The sequence below is a fragment of the Bradyrhizobium sp. SSBR45G genome, assembly GCF_030159255.1.
In the GTDB taxonomy this organism is placed as follows: Bacteria; Pseudomonadota; Alphaproteobacteria; order Rhizobiales; family Xanthobacteraceae; genus Bradyrhizobium.
This window is the reverse complement of the sequence record NZ_BSCT01000001.1, coordinates 26,389-44,227: the sequence shown is the minus strand read 5'-3', so window position 1 is coordinate 44,227 and position 17,839 is coordinate 26,389. Positions and strand designations below refer to the sequence as shown.

Sequence of the window (17,839 nt, the reverse complement as noted above, 5' to 3'; positions counted from 1 at the left end):
ATCATCGCTGCCTCACAACAGCTTCGCACTCACGAACAGCGTGCGCACGGCGGTGGTGGCCTGCACCGTCATGATGGCGTTGTCGGCCGCATCCTGCAGCGCCGCCATGGCCTGGTCGTGCAGCGACTTGAACTCCATCCACTCGACGGCATTGAGGCTGGTGAGGAACTGATGCGCCTGCCCGACCGTCGAAATCACGAACGGCTTGCCGTTCACCTTGATGTTGAAAGTGGTACGCAGACGCGTTTCCGAGTTTGCGGGATCATTCATGGGGACCTTCCGGAAGATGCGGCCGATGCCGCCGCCGTGGTCGCGCAAAGTCCCAGCGACAGGACGTCACTCGGTCTTCTGCGCGGTCCGCGTCGGGGAGCCAGCCTCGAGCCCGACGACGACGACGAGTCGGTTGAACTCGCCGTCATCATACGCCTTCAGGAAGCGATCGTAATTCTTGATCGAGACGCAGCCGTTCGAATCACCCTCGGGACCGAGCATATAAGGGTGGGTCAGCAGCCCGACCCGCCCGAGGGCCGATCCCTCTGCCACGTTCATGCGCAGGGCGCGCACGCCATGAAACGGCTTTTCCCGCGGCTTCAGGTCATAGGTGGCAGGCGGGGTCGCACCGACCATGCGCTGATTGACGTGCTCCGGGTCGTCACGCAGGTTGCCCATGCCGGAGTGAGCCTCGAGCCCGATGCCCGAGGGCAGATAGACCATCTTGGCCTTGATGTCGTAGACCGCGGTCTTTTCATAGCCGAGCGCACCAAGGTCGATGCCGGAGCGGACGATGCCGCTGTCGGGACCGAGCGAAGCGAACTTGGTCGGGCTCGGCAGCAGGTCCGACAGCTTCTGCAGGATGGAGCGGTCATCGACACGGCCCACCGCCTCCGTTGCACTGGCCGAGACCAGGTTCGTCGGCAGGCTTGCGACCGACGGACGCGGCCGTGGCAGCGGCACACCGGGTGCGGGCATGGTGACCGTATTGCCCTCCGTCAGCATCGGCCGCCAATCGCTGTTGTTCGGGTCGCGCGCGCTTGGATCGCGGGATTCCATGCCCTTCACCAGCGCGGCCCGCGCATCCAGCAGCTGCCGGTCGATGCCACGCAGCGCGAAACGGTCGAGCGCCCGGATGGCGTCCTTCTCGGAATAGGCGGTCGCCGACGCCGAGGCCGGTGCGAACCGGGTTTCGAATGTCACCGACGGCGCGGCTGCCGCAGGAAGCGCGGCGGTCGCAACCGGCGGCTGCTCACTGTTGGCGTCGATCCATGCGGCTGCGCCCGCGGCGACCGCCAGTGCTGCAAGCACCAATGCGATCGCTTCGGAGCGCCCGAAGCGGCCTTGCGACAACAGAACGTCTACGCTTGCTTCACTGGAAGCCATCACGTCCCCGATATACCCCCCTTTTCGGACCACCCGGAAAGGTGTCCGACCCCAAGGGGTACGATTCGACCCGTCATGACATAGGATGGCAAGAGTGCGGCATAATCTAGACAAAGGCCAGCCCGGATTGCTCCGGTCCCACCGGAATTGGACCGCCGGCCGCGCCTTCGCCACACCTATCAAAACCGATGATTCTGACAATAATTCAAATGGTTGGACTTGGCGATGAATGCAGATTGTGACGATCTCGGCCGATTTGTCGGCGCACAGAATTCGATTTATTCCCGCGTGACCGCCGAACTTGCGGCCGGCGCCAAGCAAAGCCACTGGATGTGGTTCATCTTTCCGCAGGTCGAGGGGCTGGGCAGCTCCGCCATGGCACAGCGCTACGCCATCCGCTCCCGCGCTGAGGCCGAAGCCTATCTCGATCATCCAGTGCTCGGACCGCGCCTGCGCGAATGCACCCGCCTCGTGCTCGCGGTGCACGGCAAGTCGCTCCGCGAGATCCTCGGCTCGCCGGACGACGCCAAGTTCAAATCATCCATGACGCTGTTTGATTCGGTCGCTCCGAACGCTGAGTTCGCAGCCGCCCTCGACCGTTATTGCAGCGGTGAGCGAGATCCCGCGACCTCAGTGTTTCTGCAGCGCGGCATTCAATGACCATGCGTCGTACAGCCGACCGCACCGGCGCCGTCGGTAGCATGCTGATGAGATCATCATCCCGCCGGGCCGGATTTCGGGTGATAGCCCGAACAGGAAACTTGATCGCGCCAAGATTTGCGGCTCCCATCCGGCGCATTGTTTGTCCCAAGGAGACACCCTCATGAAGAAGCTTTTTCTGATCGCTGCGCTGGCAACGTTCGCGGCCGGCTCCGCTTTTGCCGAAGACAGCTGCGAGACCAAGGCCGTCGGCAAGGACGGCAAGGCTCTGGCCGGCGCCGCGAAGACCTCGTTCATGAAGAAGTGCATGGCCGACACCTGCGAGACCAAGGCGGTCGGCTCCGACGGCAAGAAGCTCGCCGGCGCCGCCAAGACCAGCTTCCTGAAGAAGTGCGAGGCTGGCGGCTGACGCCAGCGACCGACGCGATCGGCGCCCCGCCGCGATGCCGGCGGGGCCGAACCGCGGGCCGCAAGTTCCATGGATGGAAGCGTGCCGCGGGCCTCGTTGACATGATATGTTGTCAGTCGATCCCCACATCGAGCCGAACATGCCCTGCGACAACCATCCCGATCCGATCTGTCTCGTTCCGAAGCGCGAAGAGGCCATTGCAGAGTGAGTTCCGCAGAGGTCGACGCGCTCCGCCGACGCCTGCAGGAGCTCGAAACTGAGAATGCCAGGCTCCAGACATTGTTCGCAGCGGATGCCGGATGGCGTGCCCGCGCCGAATCCGCACTGGCCGAAAGCGAGGAGCGCTATCGGACGCTGTTCAACTCGATCGACGAGGGCTTCTGCATCATCGAGTTCTTCGACGGCCCGCATGGCCCGTTGAGCGACTACATCCATGTCGAGGCCAACCCGGCCTATGCGCTGCACGCCGGCATCCCCAACGTGGTCGGGCAGAAGGTGCGCGAGATGGTGCCCGACGAAGCCGGAGGCTGGGTCGAGCTCTATGGCAAGGTGCTGCGCACCGGCGAGCCGATCCGGTTCGAGCGCGAGCTGGTCGCCACCGGCCGCCATCTCGAGCTGGCCGCGTTCAGGGTAGAGCCGGCGAGCCGCCGCCAGGTCGCGGTGCTGTTCCAGGACATCACCGCGCGCAAGCGCGCCGAGGCGGCTTTGCAGGAGATCAACGACACGCTGGAGGCGCGCGTCGTTGCCGCGCTCGCCGAGCGCAAGCTGCTCGCCGACATCGTCGAAGGCACCAACGCCTTCGTCCAGGTCGTCGACATGCAGTTCCGCCTGATCGCGATCAACGGTGCGTCCGCGCGGGAATTCGAGCGCATCTTCGGCGTTCTGCCCAAGGTTGGCGACGATATGCTGGCGCTGCTCAACGGCATGCCCGAACACCGTGAGGCCGTCCGCGCCGTGTGGGCACGCGCTCTGGCCGGCGAGGAATTCGTCGAAATCAGCGAGTTCGGCGATCCGCGCCGGGATCGCCGCTATTACGAGATGCGGTTGTCGACGCTGCGCGACGCCTCGGGCGAGCAGATCGGCGCCTATCAGTTCGTCTACGACGTCACGGAACGGCTGCGCGAGCAGACGCGGCTGCGCGAGGCCGAGGAGGCGCTGCGCCAGTCGCAGAAGATGGAGGCTGTCGGACAGCTGACCGGCGGCATTGCGCATGATTTCAACAATCTCCTGACGGGCATCATGGGCTCGCTCGAGATGCTGCAGGCCCGCCTGCGCCAGGGCCGGTTCGCCGAAGTCGACCGCTACGTCGCGGCCGCCCAGGGCGCCTCCAAGCGAGCCGCCGCGCTGACCCATCGCCTGCTCGCCTTCTCGCGCCGGCAGACGCTCGATCCCAAGCCGACCGACGTCAATCGCCTGGTCATGGGCATGGAGGAGCTGGTCCGCCGCACCGTCGGCCCGCAGATCAACCTGGAGGTCGTCACCGCTGGCGGTTTATGGCCGGCACTGATCGATTCCTCTCAGCTCGAAAGCGCCCTGCTCAATCTCTGCATCAATGCCCGCGACGCCATGCCCGCGGGCGGCCGGATCACCATCGAGACCGCCAACAAATGGCTGGACGACCGCGCGGCCCGCGAACGCGACCTGCCGCCGGGGCAGTACATCTCGCTGTGCGTGACCGACACCGGCACTGGCATGACGCCCGACGTGATCGAGCACGCTTTCGATCCGTTCTTCACGACCAAGCCGATCGGCCAGGGCACCGGCCTCGGCCTGTCGATGGTCTACGGCTTCGCACGGCAGTCCGGCGGCCAGGTGCGGATCTACTCCGAGCTCGGCCAGGGCACCACGATGTGCCTCTATTTCCCGCGTCACTATGTCGACGAAGCCGAAGCCGACGATCCCGCACGCACCGAGACGACGATGTCGGCGCGGACGGGCCAGACCATCCTGGTCGTCGATGATGAGCCGACCGTGCGCATGCTGGTGATGGAGGTGCTGGAGGAGCGCGGCTACGCCGTGATCGAGGCGAAGGATGGCCCCACGGGCCTTGCCGCCCTGCAGTCCATTGCGCGCATCGATCTCCTGATCACCGATGTCGGCCTGCCCGGCGGCATGAACGGCCGTCAGCTCGCCGACGCGGCGCGGGCGACGCGCCCCGATCTCAAGGTGCTTTTCATCACCGGCTATGCCGAGAATGCGATCCTTGGCAGCGGCCAGCTCGCGCCGGGGATGCAGGTGCTGACCAAGCCGTTCGACGTCGAGGCACTCGCCAGCCGCGTGACCGAGATGGTCGAGAGCTGATGGAGAACACGACGCGGAAGATTCGGACCAAGAGCTGCGCTGTTGCCCTGGGTTTGGCCTTGCTTGGCATGCCGTGGCTGACACCGGCGTCGGCCGGCCAACCGGACACGGTGTACTTTCCAAGTGCCGATGGCAGCACCGATCTCGCGGCCTATCTGTTCAAGCCGCAGGGAAATGGACCGTTTCCCGCTGTCATCATGCTCCACGGCCGCGGCGGCCCCTACTCATCCAACGTCAACTCCGGCTGTACGCTGGTGTCACGGACTGCGCCTGCATCGCCATGCAATGCCGGCACGCTGTCGAAGCGTCACATGATGTGGGGCAGCTACTGGGCCGAGCGCGGCTATCTCGCGCTGCTGCCCGACAGTTTTGGTCCGCGCGGCAAGGCCCATGGTTTCGGCCGTCATACGCATGACGATCCGGAGCGCGACGACGTCAATGAACGCACGGTGCGACCGCTCGATGCCGAGGGCGCGCTCACTTATCTGCGTCAGCGCAGCGATGTCGCAGCGAGCCAGATCGTGCTGCAGGGCTGGTCCAACGGCGGCAGCACCGCATTGAACGTGCTGTTTCGCCAGGGTGCGCAATCATCCGGTTTCCGCGGCGCCCTCGTCTTCTATCCCGGATGCGGCGAAGCGGCCCTGCTCGGCCCGACGCTCAGGACCAATGCACCGATCGCACTGTTTCTCGCCGCCGATGACGAGGAAGTCTCGCCAGCCCTCTGCATCTCCCTGGCCGAGCGCTCGCAGCGAGCCGGCACGGCGATCGACACGACGGTCTATCCAGGAGCGACCCACGGTTTCGACGAGCCGTCGGCCAGCCGTCAGGCCACCGCCGGCAACGGTCCCGCCATGGATGACACGCTCCGGCGTGCCGCCCCGCTGGTTTTCGACTGGTTGAAACGATGACGCGAGGCGGCAGCGCCGTGATCAGCTGCGCAGGCCCGGCGCCTCGTGGCCGCTGCGCGCGACATATTCGGTATAGCCGCCGCCATACTGGTGGATGCCGTCGGGCGTCAGCTCGAGCAGACGGTTGGACAGCGCGGCAAGGAAATGGCGGTCATGCGACACGAACAGCATGGTGCCCTCGAAGCTCGCCAGAGCCGCGATCAGCATCTCCTTGGTCGCCATGTCCAGATGGTTGGTCGGCTCGTCCAGCACCAGGAAGTTCGGCGGATCGTAGAGCATCTTGGCCATCACGAGCCGCGCCTTCTCGCCGCCCGACAGCACCCGGCAGCGCTTCTCGACGTCGTCGCCGGAGAAGCCGAAGCAGCCCGCGAGCGCGCGCAGCGAGCCCTGTCCGGCCTGCGGAAACGAATGTTCGAGCGACTCGAACACAGTGTCTTCGCCATCCAGCAGGTCCATGGCATGCTGTGCGAAATAGCCCATCTTGACGCTGCCGCCGATCGTCACCGAGCCATCATCCGGCTCCGCGGTGCCGGTGACCAGCTTGAGCAGGGTCGACTTGCCGGCGCCGTTGACGCCCATCACGCACCAGCGCTCCCGGCGCCGGATCATGAAGTCCAGCCCTTCATAGATTCGACGGCTGCCATAGCTCTTGGAGACGTTCTTCAGCGCCACCACGTCCTCGCCCGAGCGCGGCGCCGGCAGAAAGTCGAACGCGACGGTCTGGCGGCGCTTCGGCGGCTCGACCCGCTCGATCTTGTCGAGCTTTTTGACCCGGCTCTGCACCTGCGCCGCATGCGAGGCCCGCGCCTTGAAGCGCTCGATGAACTTGATCTCCTTGGCCAGCATCGCCTGCTGGCGCTCATATTGCGCCTGCTGCTGCTTCTCGTTCAGCGCCCGCTGCTGCTCGTAGAACTCGTAGTCGCCGGAATAGGTCGTGAGCTGGCCGGCGTCGATCTCGATCACCTTGTTGATGATGCGGTTGATGAACTCGCGATCATGCGAGGTCATCAGCAGCGCGCCTTCATAGCCTTTGAGGAAATGCTCCAGCCAGATCAGGCTCTCGAGATCGAGATGGTTCGAGGGCTCGTCGAGCAGCATCACGTCGGGACGCATCAAGAGGATGCGGGCCAGTGCGACGCGCATCTTCCAGCCGCCGGACAACAGGCCGACGTCCTTGTCCATCATCTCCTCGGAGAAGCCGAGACCGGCCAGCGCCTCGCGGGCGCGGCTGTCGAGTGCATAGCCGTCGAGCTCCTCGAAGCGGGCCAGCACCTCGCCGTAGCGCGCGATGATCTCGTCCATCTCATCGGCGCGATCCGGATCGGCCATCGCCGTCTCGAGCTCCTTGAGCTCGGCGGCGACCGCGGACACCGGTCCGGCGCCATCCATGACCTCGGCCACGGCGCTGCGGCCGGACATTTCGCCGACATCCTGGTTGAAATAGCCGATGGAGATGCCCCGATCGGTCGAGACCTGGCCTTCATCCGGCTGCTCGCGGCCCGAGATCATCCGGAACAGCGTGGTCTTGCCGGCCCCGTTGGGACCGACCAAGCCGATCTTCTCGCCGCGCTGGAGGGCGGCGGAGGCTTCGATGAACAGAATCTGGTGGCCGACTTGCTTGCTGATGTTGTCGAGGCGGATCATGAGGGCTCAGGCGGTGGACGGGTTGCCGCCGCTCTTAGTCGATGCGCGCCGCCGGTGGAAGGCGCAATTTTGCACCGCAACTCGACGCCCCAGCCGGCCCGGTCAGTGGCCCTGCGGCCGGAAATCCTGGTTGCCGAACGGCTTGTCGGTCGGAATGCGGATCGCCACGAAGCCGCGCTGCATCGTCGCGTGGCAGGCATTGCAGCCCGAGGTCAGCTCGGTCACGGCGGAGGCGAACCGCTTGCCGTCCTTGGCCGCGATCGCATCGGAGATCGACTGGATTGGCTGGCTCAGCGTGGTCACGTTGTCCACCGGCAGCCCCGAATAGAAGCCCGCCGCATCGGCGAGGCTCTGCTTGAGCTGCGCCAGCTCGTAAGCGGCGAGGTCCCAGTTCTTGGCCTGTCCAGCGAACCACAGCTTGGCGTGCCTGACCTGGACCAGATTCATGATGTCGCCGAGGCGCGGCAGATACTGGTCTGCATTGGACGGTACCGGCGTGACGGCGAGCGCGACGGCTGTACCGGCAAGCACGACACCAACCACCCATTTCCGAAAGTTCATTCGACACTCCGCTTCCCAGATCCGCGTCTCCACCGTCCAGGACACACATACCGCCGCCGTCGCATGCCCGACTTGCGATTGATCAAGATGGACCGGCGGAGCTCTCAGTCGACGACGTGCCGCCACAAACGAATGATCCGCCGGAGCGGCTGCTCCGGCGGATCATCACGTGAGCCCCTGCCCCGGGGTATGATGTTCGGCGTCTTAGGCTGCGGCTTTCGCGCCGGTCGGAACCGTCGAGATCGTCTTCAGCACCTGAGACGCGATCTGGTAGGGGTCGCCCTGGGAGTTCGGACGGCGGTCTTCCAGATAGCCCTTGTACCCATTGTTCGCGAAGGAGTGCGGAACGCGGATCGAAGCACCGCGGTCGGCAATACCCCAGCTGAAGGTGTCGATCGACGCGGTCTCGTGCTTGCCGGTCAGACGCATGTGGTTGTCCGGACCGTACACGGCGATGTGGTCGGCGCGGGCGTCCTTGAAGGCGTCCATCAGCTTCTCGAAGTACTCCTTGCCGCCGACTTCGCGCATATGCTTGGTCGAGAAGTTGCAGTGCATGCCCGAGCCGTTCCAATCGGTGTCGCCGAGCGGCTTGCAGTGGAACTCGATGTCGATGCCGTACTTCTCGGTCAGGCGCAGCATCAGGTAGCGGGCCATCCACATCTGATCAGCGGCCGTGCGCGAGCCCTTGCCGAACACCTGGAATTCCCACTGGCCCTTCGCCACCTCGGCGTTGATGCCTTCGTGGTTGATGCCGGCGGCGAGGCACAGGTCGAGATGCTCTTCGACGATCTTGCGGGCAACGTCGCCGACATTCTTGAAGCCGACGCCGGTGTAGTACGGACCCTGCGGCGCCGGATAGCCGTATTCCGGGAAGCCGAGCGGACGACCGTCCTTGTAGAAGAAGTACTCCTGCTCGAAGCCGAACCACGCGTCCGGATCGTCCAGGATGGTGGCGCGCGCGTTCGACGGATGCGGAGTCTTGCCGTCCGGCATCATCACTTCGCACATCACCAGAGCGCCGTTGGTACGGCCAGCGTCGGGATACACGGCGACCGGCTTCAGCACGCAGTCGGAGCTATGGCCTTCGGCCTGCATCGTCGACGAGCCGTCGAAGCCCCAAAGAGGCAGCTGTTCCAGGGTCGGGAAGGAGGAAAATTCCTTGATCTGTGTCTTGCCGCGCAAATTCGGCACCGGCTTGTAGCCGTCGAGCCAGATGTACTCGAGCTTGTATTTCGTCATTGAGCCTCTCTGTCTTATCGAAAGGTGGGAGCCCAGCAATCGAAGGCTCCCCGCTTACCCGGCCACGATCGGCCAGCGCACTCTTAAGCACGGAACGTGCCAAGTGCCGCGACGTCCCGCCGCAGTTTTGCGCGCGGATCGGGGCACCGGAGATCGGCGCTGCCGCCATCTGGGGTGCGGCAAAGCAGCGCGACCGGGATTGCACGGGACGCATGGCGCCGCAGCCGGCGCGTCGAAAACCCGCTTGATTCCGTGGCATTTGCGGCGGCGCGAAAAAGGCGCCGAACAAGACGGCAGCAGTTCCCGGACATTTTCGAAAAGCTTTGCGCCCGACCTCGCAACCTTTGATCTGGCCCAAGCGTTAATCAGCTGCACGTTGCTTCGCAGGGGGCAAATCCATGTTTGCCCTCAAAATACGCAATTTGTGATTTCGTTTTGATCATATTGCATTCCTGGGGGCAGCCGCCGATATCGAGAATGGTAACCACAAGAGAACGAGTCGGGCGCACCATCAGGTGGTCCGATGGGAAGGAGAATTTCGATGGACACCAGAGTGAACGAGGGATCCGCGAGGATCTATCAATTCCCGCGCGGGGGACGAGCAGGTCTCGCACCTCGCCTCGGAGACGCCTCGGCGCGGCAGATCGCTCCGTCTCTGCAGCCCACCATCTACAGCGGCAGCTGGTACCATGACGAGGCGATCCAGGAAGCCAAGCCGTTGTGGGATCGCTGATGTCGACAAGTTTCGTGACGCACGCTTCGCGCTTCTGCTGAAGGGTCGGACCGATAAGGTTCCGACCCTTTTGCTTTCTCCCCGTCCCCGATTCACACCCGACGCCCGATGACGTACAATCGGGCCATGACCGACGATCCGCCTCCTCATCCCGCCCGCCATCTCAATCTTGAGGGCGCGAGCAATTTCAGGGACCTCGGCGGATATCCCAGCCGCGATGGACGTCATGTGCGCTGGCGGCAGATCTTCCGCTCCAATCATCTCGGTCAGTTGACCGACGCCGACGCGGCGACCGTCCGCCAGCTCGGTATCCGCAGTGCCTTCGATTTCCGCGGCCGTCAGGAGCGGAGCGCCAGCCTGTGCACGATCGCCGACATCGCCGTGCACGTCTTGCCGATCGAGCCGAGCGTCGCCCCCGTGCTGCGGGAGCGCTGGGCGGCGGGACGATTGACCACGGATGATGCGCTGGACCTGATGCGGGAGTCCTATCGCAACTATATCCGCCACCACACGCCGCGCTTTCGCGCCCTGTTCGATCATCTGCTCGGCGATCATGCGCCGCTGGTGATTCACTGCACCGCCGGCAAGGATCGCACAGGGGTGGCCTGCGCGCTCGTGCTCGCCGCCCTCGACGTGCCGGACGAGATCATCCTCGACGACTACCTGCTCACCAATCAGTATTTTCGGCGTGACACCGCATCGCATGCCGAGCTCCCGCACGAGGTGCTCGAGGCGATCGGCACGGTGCAGGCCTCGTTCCTGGCCGCGGCCCTCGACACGGTCCGTGAAGCGCATGGAGGTCTCGACGCCTATATGCGCGACGCCCTGGGCATCGACGACGCCGCGCGTGCAGCGCTGCAACAGCGCTATCTCTCGGCATGAGATCGACCGCCGTCAGTCCGGCAGCTTGGCCCGCTGCACCGAGATGATCCGCGCCGCGGCGGAGGATTTGATGATCTTGATCATGAGCTCGAGGCGAAAGCCGAGCGCCGGCTGCTCGCTTTTGGGAATGAACAGGATCGCGGCAAAGGTGAGTCGGCCATCGGCATCGAGCTTGACCGGCAGATCCTCGCGGACACGAAACACCCGGCCCTTCGCCGCGCGCTGCGGACTCTGTGCCCGCACGGCGCGCTCGACCAGCTCATGCAGATCGAGGGTCACGCTGTCGGCGTCACCAATGGCATAGAAGCGAAATGACTCCGTATCCCATCTGCTGTTCGCAACTTCGACAACGGCGCGGCTGTCGGGCGACCAGGCCGCGATCAGGTCATAGCGGTTGGCCCGCATCTCCCCGCTGTCCCAATAGCTGCCACCGAGCCGGCCGACCACCGCACCATCGGTCAGCCTGACCAGCACGTTCTCGACGTCGGCGGCAGGCTCGACCTGGCCCGCCGGCAGTCCGGCTGAGGTCCGCCATCCGAAGCCAAACTTTGCGGACGGTGAGATCGTCTGCGGAAAGACGCGGATCGCATCCTTGCCATCGCCACAGAGGAAACTCTGGTGCTGGTCCGGTGCACAGCCAGCCCAGGCAATTCGGTACGGCGCTTCAGCACAGGATAGCGCAACGAATCCGAACAGGGCGACGAAGAAGGTCCGATTCATGAGAAGCGATGTTAGTCGCGGCGATCGTGCTTTGCACGCCGCGTCTGGACCTCGATCAGCCTGATGAAGCCCCGCAAAGGAGGCGGCTATCAAGCCGCTTCGATGTCAGCCGTCTCAGCGGCCTCCAGCGCATCGAGATCGGCGATGACCTCCTCGAACGCGGAAATCGCCTGCTGCACGGCTGCGATCTGCATCAACTCCCAGCCAGTCACCGGGCCTGAACGGTTCTGCAAGGCGACCACGAGATCCCGCCGCTGCTCCTTCAGCTGCACCAGCGGCAAACCATGGTCCGGCAGATGTCTCATCATGACAAAGCTCCAACGCCCGATAAGCGGCATAGGAGCACGCTAGCCCGTCGCGCTGGCGATCGGCTTACGAAACTCCAGCCAATTTTAACAATCCGCCGGGGCTGCCGGATCAGCCATGATGGCGCGGGCAAGGACTTCGCTCACCTTCGCGGTCGCAGCTTCGCTCATATGCAGACGGTCTTCATGGCCGTCATCCAGAGCTGACAGGAGCACGCCTGCGGCGCACCAGCTCTTCATCAGCTCCCAGCGTCTGAACAGGTTGACACCCGCGGTCGAGGTAACCCGCTCGATCCGCCGCTGCATGTCCTCGGCGCGCTCCATCCGGTCCTTCGCCTCGACGATCGCGGCCGTATATTGCAGGTCCATGACGATGACATCGACCGGCAGCCGGGCCAGCCAAAGGAGGCCGTTGCGCAGCGTCGCTTCGACCTCATCGAAGCTGTAGGCCTGGTATCGGTAGGCGGCGTTGGTTCCGACCTGCCAGATCACCAGCGACGGCTGTTCCGCGATCACGTCGCTCTCGATCCGCGAGATCTCGTCCGGAGCCTCCTGACCGCCGACGCCGCGATTGAGGACATCGATCACGCAGCCGAAATTGAGGTTGGCCTTGCGCAGCTTTTGCTCGAGCCGCGCTGGAAACGCCACAATGTCGTTGGCACCTGCGGTCGAGGACGAGCCCAGCGCCACCACGCGGGTCTTGCGCTGGCCGGTGAGGCTTTGGCGGAAATGCCTGAGCGGATGACGAAACGTGGCGAAAACGTCGGGAAATTCGACAGAGTTTGTCGCGGTCATGGTTACCTCGGACGAACCACGCGTCGTGATTGCAATTGCATGCCGCGGTCGCACAGCCATTGCAACTCGTTCGCTTGGCAATAGTATAAAAAGGTGACGCTGCGGGGCGTGTGAACGGGGATCAGGGACGGAATGAACGGAGCAGTGATTGTCATTACCGGGGCGCAGGGCGCGCTCGGGCGCAGCGTTGCCGATCTCGCGCTGGCGCGCGGCGCGCATGTCGCCGGGATCGATCATGCCCAGGCCGAAATCGCGGCCAGTGATGACCGGATCGAGCTTGGAGGCGTCGACCTGTCCGATCCCGAGCAGGCCAAAGTCGCCATCGATTCGGTCGCCGCCCATTTCGGCACGCTGGACGCCCTCATCAATATCGCCGGCGCATTCGCGTTCGAGAACGCGGCCGACGGCGACGACAGCGTCTGGGAAAGAATGCATGCCCGCAACCTCATGACGGCCCTGCACGCCTCGCGCGCTGCGATTCCGCATCTGGCCCGCTCCAGCACTGGCCGCATCGTCAACATCGGCGCGATGGGCGCGCTTGCGGCCGGCGCCGGCATGGGCCCATACGCCGCCTCCAAGTCGGGCGTGCATCGCCTGACGGAGGCGCTGGCGGCGGAATGGAAGGGCAAGATCACCGTCAATGCCGTGCTGCCCTCGACCATCGACACGCCGGCCAACCGGGCCAGCATGCCCAAGGCCGACTTCGACAAATGGGTGACGCCGCAGGAGCTCGCCGAGGTGATCCTGTTTCTGGCGAGCGACGCCGCGAGCGGCGTGACCGGCGCCTTGATACCGGTGGTCGGTCGCATGTAGCGACAGCGATCGGTCAAGAGCCGAGTTGGCGCTGACATCACGCAGCGCATCGGGCTAGACTCCCCGCGCCTGAGTCGCATCGATGGATGGCCCTTGGAAACCGCGCTCTACCTTCCCGTCAAACGCTTCCTCGAAAACCTGGGCTTCGCGGCCAAAGGCGAGGTCGGCGGCTGCGACGTGGTGGCGTTGAAGGGCGATGATCCGCCGATCGTCGTAGTCTGCGAGCTAAAGCAGGCCTTCAATCTCGAACTTCTGCTGCAGGCTGTCGATCGCGCCGGTGCGTGTGACGAGGTCTGGGTCGCGGCCAGCCTGTCGGCGCGCGGCAAGGGCCGCGAGAGCGATGCACGCTACCGCAATCTGTGCCGCCGGCTCGGCTTCGGCATGCTCGGCGTCACCTCGACCGGCGCGGTCGAGGTGCTCGTGCCGCCGCCGACAGCTGCGCCGCGCAAGAATCCAAAGAAGCGATCGCGCCTCGTGATCGAGCATCAGAGGCGAAAGGGTGATCCCGTCGCTGGCGGCTCGACCCGCGCGCCGGTCATGACCGCCTATCGGCAGCAGGCGCTGGCCTGCGCCTCGGCCCTGTCAAGGGGTCCCAGACCCGTCCGGGAGCTGCGCGCGGACATTCCGGACGCGCCGAAGATCCTGCAACGCAACGTCTATGGCTGGTTCGACCGTGCCGAGCGCGGCATCTACACCCTCACCAAAGCCGGGCACGCGGCCTTGCGCCGCTGGCCCCAGGATATCCACATGACGGCAGCAGCGTTGCCCGATCGCGACATGGTGAATGCATAGCTGGCCTGCCACGCGGAATTCATATTGCAATGCAACAATCCTGCTTCTAGGTATCCGGGACGATTCACGAGGCCCCCATGAGCGAAGATTGGAACACCAAGTACGGTCCGCGTCGCGTCAGGCGTGATCCCCCGACTCTGGAAGAGGCGATCTTCGCGGCGTCCGGCATCACCGACGACGTCCAGGCGCAGGCCGAGATCGCCTCGGCCCTGATGGGTCTGCCGCTCGAGCAGGTGTTGCCCGAGGTGAAGAAGGCCGTCCGGGTCGCCGCCCGCACCAATACCCGGGTCATCACCCCGGACCAGGGCAGCCACCAGCAGCGTGCTGTCGTGGTCGAACGCCGCACCGTCCGCCGCTTCAACTTCGACAAGCGAACCGGCACCTGAGCGACGGCCGGCCGCCGTCCGCAGGTTGATCTCAACAGAACGAATCAGAAAGGCGCGGCAGCGGTGATCGCTGTCGCGCCTTTCTGTGAATGGAAGCCACGCGTCTGTGAACGAAAGCCTCGCGCCTCAGGCGGCGCGCTTGTCGCCGTACATGCGGGTCACCAGCTTCCAGCAGGCGCGATTGAGGTGGAAGAACGCACGCGCCGCCGCAATCGGCGTCTCGATGACGAGCTTTGCGAACGCGTCATGCGGCTGCTGGGTCAGGTCAATGGTCCCGGTCGACTCGCCGTGGCGGAACGCCAGATGGGCGCCGAACTTGGCGGCCAGCGCCCGCATGGCGTGGTTCTGCGAGCCCGTCGTCACCCGCAGCTTGTGATAGCCTTTCCAGCGTGCCTCCGAAATCACCCGTTCGAACAGCAGACTGCCGACGCCGCGGCGGCGCACGCAGGCTTCGACGCTGAAGGCGATCTCCGGGAGCCCATCCTCGGACTGCTCCGGCGGATGGAGCTCGGCGGCGCCGCGCACCATGCCGTTTTCCATGTAGGCGACGACGATCGTGCCATCAGCCGCACAGCGCGCCGCGTAGCGTTCGATGAAACTGTCATCGAGAAAACCGTTGAATCGATCATGCCGGCTCTCTGCATCGAGCCGCAGCAAATGATCGCGCAGCAGCGGCAGTTCCTCGTGCTGGCTGAGCGTCCGCACATAGCCAAAGCCCGGCCGGGGACGAAAAGTATCTACCTGTGACACTGCCAAAGACTCCTCTTCGAAGCCCTCCCGCGCAGACGTCTTTCCCTAGACAGGTCTATATTGTGCATCGCAACATTCATTGCAAGCCCCCTCCTCTACGGAGAGAGCATGCGGCCATGCACGAGCCGCGTGAGTTAACGATTCGTTTGTGTACGAATCATCACAGCACGAGCTGAGTCTGGATCACGATCGCCACCAGCTTTCCGTCATCTGTCTCGATCCGGGTCTGCCATACCTGGGTGCGGCGGCCGCGGTGCACCGGCGTCGCAGTCGCGGTCACGACGCTGCCCTCCTTCGCGCCGCCGATGAAGTTGGTCTTGCTCTCGATCGTCGTGGTGCCCTTGGCGCCCTCGGGCAGGTTGATGACGGTCGCGGCTGCGCCGACCGAATCGGCCAGCGCCATGACTGCACCACCATGAATCGTATGATGCAGCGTGCAGAGATCCGGCCGCACCTGCATCTGCGCCACCACGCGCTCCAAGCTCGCTTCCGTGAACGTCACGCCCTTCAGTTCAGCAAACGGCATCCTCAGCGAATTGATCTTCTCGAGCGGCGTCATGCCGTTTCCTCCCTGCGATCGGACGACGCGTCCGAGCGCGTCGGTGCCGCATCTCGATGCCGCGGACTTCGGACGGACGGCAATGACCTGCGGGGTCATTGCTTCCGTTCGGACGTGCCGCTCAGGCCGCTTCGATCCCGCACCACTCGGCGATGAACAGCGCCATGGTCTTGGTGACCTGGCGCAGCGAATCGAGCTCGACATATTCGTTGAAGCCGTGCATCGCCGCGCCGGTCGCGCCGAAGCAGAGGCTCGGGATGTTGTAGTAGAGGCCGTAGAAGCGGGTGTCGGTCAGCGCGGTGAACACCAGATCCTGCACCTCGCCACCATACACCGCGTTGAACGCCCGGCCGAACGCCGCCTCGGGCTCGGCAGAGTTGGTCAGCTCATAGCCTTCCGACAGGAAACCGGACCATTCGACGACCGGCGGATTGTTGGACAGGAAACGGTGATCGCGCGAGGCCGCAGAGACGCAGGCGAGGATCTCGTTCTGACAATCCTTGACCGACCACGCCGGCAGGACCGCGATGCGGCAATCGACGTCGCACCAGGCCGGCACGCTGGAGGCCCAGTCGCCGCCCTTGATGATTCCCGGATTGAAGTTGATCGGATGGGTCAGCGTCTTGAAGTGACGGTCGCCCTTGGCACGCTCGTTCCAGTCGGCTTCGAGCTTCTCCAGCGCATGGATCAGATGATAGGTCGCCTGGATCGCATTGGCGCCGGCGCCGGCCTCCGCCACATGCACCGGAAAACCACGCACCTTCAGGCGGAACCAGATCACGCCGACCTGCGAGCGCACCATCTTGCCGCCGGTCGGCTCCGGGATGAAGCAGGCATCGGCGCGATAGCCGCGCTGCAGGGTCGAAAGCGCGCCGACGCCGGTGCTCTCCTCCTCGATGACCGACTGGAGGTGAATGCGTGCGGTCGGCTTGAAGCCGGCGGCCTTGATGGCATCGAGGGCATAGAGCGCGCCGATGGTGCCGGACTTCATGTCGCAGGCGCCGCGGCCGTACATGCGGCCGTCGCGGATGACCGGCGAGAACGGCGGCGTCGCCCACATGTCGAGCGGACCGGCCGGCACGACGTCACAGTGCCCCTGCAGGATCAGCGAGCGTCCCGCCGACGTCACCGGCCGGTAGGTCCCGACGACGCTGCGCGCCTTGGAGAAGTCGTGCTCGATCGGGCCGTAGCCGCGCATGTCCTTGAGATCGTCGAGGTCGATGTGCCAGTCGTCGACCTCATAGCCGCGCGCACGCAGCAGATCGCCGAACATGTCCTGGCACGGCCCCTCGGCGCCGCGGGTCGAGGGGATCGCGACGAAGTCGCGCGTGGTCTCGATCTGGCCGTCGAAGCCGGCGTCGACCGCGTCGACGATCCGCTGCGTGATGTCCTGAGTGATCATGTCCGTTCTGCTTCCGATGTCTGTCGACTGCAGCAAAGCACAATCGGATGCATAGGGGCACCGGATTTGCCACTCCTTTTAGAATCGCAGACCACGCCGTACATTTGAGCATACCCAGGCGACACTGCCGTCATTTGGAATTTTGCATGTCGGATCCGCGCAATATGCTTTACTTTCTTCTCGGCATTCTCGGCGTCGCCATCGTCGTGCTCGGCTACAATTTCTACCATGCCCAGTGGCAGACCGAGGGCGCGAAGATCAACGTCGAGCCGGCGACGTCGGGCCGAGCGGACTGAACAGCGAAAGCAAGTGATGCGTTCTGGAATTTCGAGGTGGCGACGTATTGCCGCGCCCTCCACCTGTAGCCTCGTGATGCTGCTTCAGCTCGCCGCGCCGGCGCGGGCACAATATGTCGGACGCGAGCAGGACATCACCGACCTCCGGCTTGGCCAGCGCGTGATGGTCGATGACGGCACCTGCCCGGCCGGCCAGGTCAAGGAGGTCTCCGGATCGAGGATGGCGGAAACCGGCATTGTCCGCACCTCGAAGTGTGTGCCGCGGTTCGGACCGAAGAAGAAGTAGAGGGCTCGTTCGCACCTTCTG

At 64.6% G+C, this 17,839-nt stretch carries 22 protein-coding genes; 11 read left to right on the top strand and 11 right to left on the bottom strand.

The window, feature by feature from the left end:
• Positions 1-12: 12 nt before the first annotated feature.
• Positions 13-270 (bottom strand): hypothetical protein, encoded by a 258-nt coding sequence (locus tag QQL87_RS00230; protein WP_284416380.1) that lies wholly within the window; start codon positions 268-270, stop codon positions 13-15.
• Positions 271-336: 66 nt separating this feature from the next.
• A complete protein-coding gene (locus tag QQL87_RS00225; RefSeq protein WP_284416381.1) occupies positions 337-1,377 on the bottom strand; it encodes a DUF2778 domain-containing protein in 1,041 nt (346 codons plus the stop codon).
• Between the two features lie 225 nt (positions 1,378-1,602).
• Here QQL87_RS00225 and QQL87_RS00220 point away from each other — a divergent pair, with 225 nt between their 5' ends.
• The 4 genes from QQL87_RS00220 (at position 1,603) to QQL87_RS00205 (ending at position 5,655) form a co-directional block, all read left to right on the top strand.
• Positions 1,603-2,037: a DUF1810 domain-containing protein gene (locus QQL87_RS00220; protein ID WP_284416456.1), complete on the top strand. Its 435-nt coding sequence runs from the start codon at positions 1,603-1,605 to the stop codon at positions 2,035-2,037.
• 163 nt (positions 2,038-2,200) lie between these two features.
• Positions 2,201-2,446, top strand: a complete 246-nt coding sequence (locus QQL87_RS00215; protein WP_284416382.1) for a hypothetical protein — start codon at positions 2,201-2,203, stop codon at positions 2,444-2,446.
• A gap of 204 nt (positions 2,447-2,650) precedes the next feature.
• Entirely contained in the window at positions 2,651-4,747 is a 2,097-nt protein-coding gene (locus tag QQL87_RS00210; protein WP_284416383.1) for a PAS domain-containing protein, read from the top strand.
• A complete protein-coding gene (locus QQL87_RS00205; protein ID WP_284416384.1) occupies positions 4,747-5,655 on the top strand; it encodes a dienelactone hydrolase family protein in 909 nt (302 codons plus the stop codon). Before QQL87_RS00210 ends, QQL87_RS00205 begins: the two co-directional genes overlap by 1 nt.
• A 21-nt stretch (positions 5,656-5,676) precedes the next feature.
• Here QQL87_RS00205 and abc-f read toward each other — a convergent pair whose 3' ends face one another.
• The 3 genes from abc-f to QQL87_RS00190 form a co-directional block, all read right to left on the bottom strand.
• Positions 5,677-7,299 carry a ribosomal protection-like ABC-F family protein gene (abc-f, locus tag QQL87_RS00200; RefSeq protein WP_284416385.1) on the bottom strand — a complete coding sequence of 541 codons (1,623 nt, stop codon included), beginning with the start codon at positions 7,297-7,299 and terminating at the stop codon, positions 5,677-5,679.
• 102 nt (positions 7,300-7,401) lie between these two features.
• Entirely contained in the window at positions 7,402-7,860 is a 459-nt protein-coding gene (locus QQL87_RS00195) for a hypothetical protein (RefSeq protein ID WP_284416386.1), read from the bottom strand.
• A 204-nt stretch (positions 7,861-8,064) separates the two neighbouring features.
• Positions 8,065-9,099: a glutamine synthetase beta-grasp domain-containing protein gene (locus QQL87_RS00190; RefSeq protein WP_284416387.1), complete on the bottom strand. Its 1,035-nt coding sequence runs from the start codon at positions 9,097-9,099 to the stop codon at positions 8,065-8,067.
• A 541-nt stretch (positions 9,100-9,640) separates the two neighbouring features.
• Here QQL87_RS00190 and QQL87_RS00185 point away from each other — a divergent pair.
• Positions 9,641-9,832 carry a DUF2735 domain-containing protein gene (locus tag QQL87_RS00185; RefSeq protein WP_284416388.1) on the top strand — a complete coding sequence of 64 codons (192 nt, stop codon included), beginning with the start codon at positions 9,641-9,643 and terminating at the stop codon, positions 9,830-9,832.
• A gap of 108 nt (positions 9,833-9,940) precedes the next feature.
• Entirely contained in the window at positions 9,941-10,714 is a 774-nt protein-coding gene (locus tag QQL87_RS00180; protein WP_284416389.1) for a tyrosine-protein phosphatase, read from the top strand.
• Positions 10,715-10,726: 12 nt separating this feature from the next.
• Here the strand turns inward: QQL87_RS00180 and QQL87_RS00175 are convergent, their stop codons facing one another.
• The 3 genes from QQL87_RS00175 to QQL87_RS00165 all read right to left on the bottom strand — a co-directional run bounded on the left by QQL87_RS00175 (position 10,727) and on the right by QQL87_RS00165 (position 12,534).
• Positions 10,727-11,434: a hypothetical protein gene (locus QQL87_RS00175; protein ID WP_284416390.1), complete on the bottom strand. Its 708-nt coding sequence runs from the start codon at positions 11,432-11,434 to the stop codon at positions 10,727-10,729.
• A gap of 89 nt (positions 11,435-11,523) precedes the next feature.
• On the bottom strand, positions 11,524-11,742 hold the full coding sequence (locus QQL87_RS00170; protein ID WP_284416391.1) for a hypothetical protein: 219 nt from the start codon (positions 11,740-11,742) through the stop codon (positions 11,524-11,526).
• Positions 11,743-11,826: 84 nt separating this feature from the next.
• Positions 11,827-12,534, bottom strand: a complete 708-nt coding sequence (locus QQL87_RS00165) for an SGNH/GDSL hydrolase family protein (protein ID WP_284416392.1) — start codon at positions 12,532-12,534, stop codon at positions 11,827-11,829.
• A gap of 132 nt (positions 12,535-12,666) precedes the next feature.
• Between QQL87_RS00165 and fabG the strand changes: the two genes are divergently transcribed.
• The 3 genes from fabG to QQL87_RS00150 all read left to right on the top strand — a co-directional run bounded on the left by fabG (position 12,667) and on the right by QQL87_RS00150 (position 14,525).
• The gene (gene fabG / locus QQL87_RS00160) at positions 12,667-13,347 is read left to right on the top strand and encodes a 3-oxoacyl-ACP reductase FabG (protein ID WP_284416393.1); all 681 of its coding nucleotides are present in this window, start codon (positions 12,667-12,669) and stop codon (positions 13,345-13,347) included.
• A 93-nt stretch (positions 13,348-13,440) separates the two neighbouring features.
• The gene (locus QQL87_RS00155; RefSeq protein WP_284416394.1) at positions 13,441-14,139 is read left to right on the top strand and encodes a DUF2161 domain-containing phosphodiesterase; all 699 of its coding nucleotides are present in this window, start codon (positions 13,441-13,443) and stop codon (positions 14,137-14,139) included.
• Between the two features lie 77 nt (positions 14,140-14,216).
• Positions 14,217-14,525, top strand: a complete 309-nt coding sequence (locus QQL87_RS00150; protein ID WP_284416395.1) for a hypothetical protein — start codon at positions 14,217-14,219, stop codon at positions 14,523-14,525.
• A gap of 126 nt (positions 14,526-14,651) precedes the next feature.
• Here the strand turns inward: QQL87_RS00150 and QQL87_RS00145 are convergent, their stop codons facing one another.
• The 3 genes from QQL87_RS00145 to QQL87_RS00135 all read right to left on the bottom strand — a co-directional run bounded on the left by QQL87_RS00145 (position 14,652) and on the right by QQL87_RS00135 (position 17,236).
• Positions 14,652-15,275: a GNAT family N-acetyltransferase gene (locus QQL87_RS00145; RefSeq protein ID WP_284416396.1), complete on the bottom strand. Its 624-nt coding sequence runs from the start codon at positions 15,273-15,275 to the stop codon at positions 14,652-14,654.
• Positions 15,276-15,435: 160 nt separating this feature from the next.
• Entirely contained in the window at positions 15,436-15,834 is a 399-nt protein-coding gene (locus tag QQL87_RS00140) for a PaaI family thioesterase (protein ID WP_284416397.1), read from the bottom strand.
• 121 nt (positions 15,835-15,955) lie between these two features.
• Positions 15,956-17,236 (bottom strand): ArgE/DapE family deacylase, encoded by a 1,281-nt coding sequence (locus tag QQL87_RS00135; RefSeq protein WP_284416398.1) that lies wholly within the window; start codon positions 17,234-17,236, stop codon positions 15,956-15,958.
• A 164-nt stretch (positions 17,237-17,400) separates the two neighbouring features.
• On the opposite strand from QQL87_RS00135, the gene QQL87_RS00130 reads away from it, so the two are divergent.
• Positions 17,401-17,532, top strand: a complete 132-nt coding sequence (locus QQL87_RS00130; RefSeq protein WP_284416399.1) for a hypothetical protein — start codon at positions 17,401-17,403, stop codon at positions 17,530-17,532.
• A gap of 16 nt (positions 17,533-17,548) precedes the next feature.
• Positions 17,549-17,818: a DUF6719 family protein gene (locus QQL87_RS00125; protein ID WP_284416400.1), complete on the top strand. Its 270-nt coding sequence runs from the start codon at positions 17,549-17,551 to the stop codon at positions 17,816-17,818.
• Positions 17,819-17,839 lie beyond the last annotated feature (21 nt).

Bases quoted from the DNA above. Each gene is read 5' to 3' on its own strand.
- QQL87_RS00230 (WP_284416380.1), bottom strand. From the start codon at position 270: ATGAATGATCCCGCAAACTCGGAAACGCGTCTGCGTACCACTTTCAAC.
- QQL87_RS00165 (WP_284416392.1), bottom strand. From the start codon at position 12,534: ATGACCGCGACAAACTCTGTCGAATTTCCCGACGTTTTCGCCACGTTT.
- QQL87_RS00130 (WP_284416399.1), top strand. From the start codon at position 17,401: ATGCTTTACTTTCTTCTCGGCATTCTCGGCGTCGCCATCGTCGTGCTC.
- QQL87_RS00135 (WP_284416398.1), bottom strand. From the start codon at position 17,236: ATGATCACTCAGGACATCACGCAGCGGATCGTCGACGCGGTCGACGCC.
- QQL87_RS00220 (WP_284416456.1), top strand. From the start codon at position 1,603: ATGAATGCAGATTGTGACGATCTCGGCCGATTTGTCGGCGCACAGAAT.
- abc-f (WP_284416385.1), bottom strand. From the start codon at position 7,299: ATGATCCGCCTCGACAACATCAGCAAGCAAGTCGGCCACCAGATTCTG.
- QQL87_RS00140 (WP_284416397.1), bottom strand. From the start codon at position 15,834: ATGACGCCGCTCGAGAAGATCAATTCGCTGAGGATGCCGTTTGCTGAA.
- QQL87_RS00150 (WP_284416395.1), top strand. From the start codon at position 14,217: ATGAGCGAAGATTGGAACACCAAGTACGGTCCGCGTCGCGTCAGGCGT.
- fabG (WP_284416393.1), top strand. From the start codon at position 12,667: ATGAACGGAGCAGTGATTGTCATTACCGGGGCGCAGGGCGCGCTCGGG.
- QQL87_RS00180 (WP_284416389.1), top strand. From the start codon at position 9,941: ATGACGTACAATCGGGCCATGACCGACGATCCGCCTCCTCATCCCGCC.
- QQL87_RS00125 (WP_284416400.1), top strand. From the start codon at position 17,549: ATGCGTTCTGGAATTTCGAGGTGGCGACGTATTGCCGCGCCCTCCACC.
- QQL87_RS00195 (WP_284416386.1), bottom strand. From the start codon at position 7,860: ATGAACTTTCGGAAATGGGTGGTTGGTGTCGTGCTTGCCGGTACAGCC.
- QQL87_RS00190 (WP_284416387.1), bottom strand. From the start codon at position 9,099: ATGACGAAATACAAGCTCGAGTACATCTGGCTCGACGGCTACAAGCCG.
- QQL87_RS00185 (WP_284416388.1), top strand. From the start codon at position 9,641: ATGGACACCAGAGTGAACGAGGGATCCGCGAGGATCTATCAATTCCCG.
- QQL87_RS00225 (WP_284416381.1), bottom strand. From the start codon at position 1,377: ATGGCTTCCAGTGAAGCAAGCGTAGACGTTCTGTTGTCGCAAGGCCGC.
- QQL87_RS00175 (WP_284416390.1), bottom strand. From the start codon at position 11,434: ATGAATCGGACCTTCTTCGTCGCCCTGTTCGGATTCGTTGCGCTATCC.
- QQL87_RS00205 (WP_284416384.1), top strand. From the start codon at position 4,747: ATGGAGAACACGACGCGGAAGATTCGGACCAAGAGCTGCGCTGTTGCC.
- QQL87_RS00215 (WP_284416382.1), top strand. From the start codon at position 2,201: ATGAAGAAGCTTTTTCTGATCGCTGCGCTGGCAACGTTCGCGGCCGGC.
- QQL87_RS00170 (WP_284416391.1), bottom strand. From the start codon at position 11,742: ATGATGAGACATCTGCCGGACCATGGTTTGCCGCTGGTGCAGCTGAAG.